The 1,450-nt window shown below is 69.4% G+C and carries 3 protein-coding genes; 1 reads left to right on the plus strand and 2 read right to left on the minus strand.

The annotated features are described in order from the left end of the window. Positions 1–28: 28 nt before the first annotated feature. The gene (locus ACFWGZ_RS40950; protein ID WP_382456965.1) at positions 29–349 is read right to left on the minus strand and encodes a hypothetical protein; all 321 of its coding nucleotides are present in this window, start codon (positions 347–349) and stop codon (positions 29–31) included. A gap of 69 nt (positions 350–418) precedes the next feature. Beyond that, entirely contained in the window at positions 419–1,072 is a 654-nt protein-coding gene (locus ACFWGZ_RS40955; protein WP_382456966.1) for a Crp/Fnr family transcriptional regulator, read from the minus strand. 190 nt (positions 1,073–1,262) lie between these two features. Here ACFWGZ_RS40955 and ACFWGZ_RS40960 point away from each other — a divergent pair, with 190 nt between their 5' ends. Further along, positions 1,263–1,424, plus strand: coding sequence for a hypothetical protein (locus tag ACFWGZ_RS40960; protein WP_330857120.1), 162 nt, complete (start codon positions 1,263–1,265; stop codon positions 1,422–1,424). Positions 1,425–1,450 lie beyond the last annotated feature (26 nt).

Consider the following 1,450-nt stretch of genomic DNA (forward strand, 5'->3'; position numbering starts at 1 on the left):
CCCCTACGCCGCGGCCACACCCCGGGGGTCAGAGCCGCACCAGGTTGACGCGGTGGTCCGGCACGACCCCTTCGGCGGGACATTGCTCCGGCAGGTTCTCGCGCAACGCCCGACCGTTCGCGAGTACCGAGTGCCATGTGTCCCACACGGCGATGAGCGCTGCCGACAGCACGACGGCGACGGCCACGGCGAGCACACCGGAGTCGTCGAGCAGCACGATCGCGGCGACGACGGCCCACAGTTCGACAGCGGTGAAGACGACGGCGTACACCACCCGCTCCGTGTGCTTGCGCCGCGCGCGCTGCATCTGCTTGCGGGAGCTGGTTTCCGGCAGAGACTGGCGCTTCATGACGGCTCCTGGGTGAGTGTTCTTCGTCTGTGTCCCCAAGGAAACGCCTGTCGGACGGCACCGTCTGCGTCAGATGCCACAGAGCTTGCGCAATTCGTCCTCGCGCAGAATCCTGATGCTGGTGCGGTTGGTGGAGATGATCCCCGCGTCCCGCAACGTCTTCAAGTGCCTCGACACGGTTTCTCGCGAGATCCCGGCGATTCCGGCCAGTTCGCGCTGGCTGAGCGGCACCGTGGCGATCAGGTCGTCGGTCCCGCGGTGGGCCAGGTCGAGCAGCACCGCGCCCACCCGGTGCAGCGACGGCCCGGTGCGCAGGTCCTGCTGTTCGCCCGTGGCCCGCTGCCGCGCCGCCACGACCCGCAGCATCGCCCAGGCGATCTCCGGGTGCGCGGTGCACAGCCGTTTCAGCGTCGACGCGTGGATCACCATGCCGCTGACTGGGTCCACGGCCGTCAGGGTCGCGGACCGGTGCCGCCCGTCGATGGCGCTCAGCTCGCCGATGATCTCGCCGGGGCCCCGCACGGCCAGCACCGTCTCCTCGCCGGTGAGGGCGAACCGGCTGACCTTGACCCTGCCGTGCGACACCAGCAGGACGTTGCGCGAGGTGTCGCCCTGGTGGCAGATCACCGAACCGGACTGGAACAGCACGCGCGTCGCCGCGGCTTCCAACGCCGTGCGATCGCGCTCGTGGAGCATCCCCCAGAAGGACTGGTCCGCCCGCATGCTCCCATGATTCACGCACGGGGACCCCGGTCGATGCCCCGATCGATCTAAAACCGCTCTGCCGCCACCACACCCCGGCTGGAATCGCCGGTGTCCGACCCCGTCCGACACTGTCCGACCCTCCTTCCGCTCACCCGCCCGGCCGGGCGACCGTGGGGGCGTTCTGTTGGCAACTGGGAGGAGCGGACTCGTGAAGCGTTTCGCGAAGCTGGCCGGTGAGCGGCTCGTCGGACTCGTGCTGCCGAGGATCGACGCCGGCGCCTGCGTGCCGGAGCACGGGCAGTGCTGCAAGAAGGGGTACCGCTTCAACTGCAACGGGATCTGCTCGTCGGTGAGCAGCACCTGCAAGTGACGCCCTGATGTGCGGGGTGCCGGCGC

Source organism: Lentzea sp. NPDC060358 (genome assembly GCF_042725365.1).
GTDB lineage: Bacteria > Actinomycetota > Actinomycetes > Mycobacteriales > Pseudonocardiaceae > Lentzea.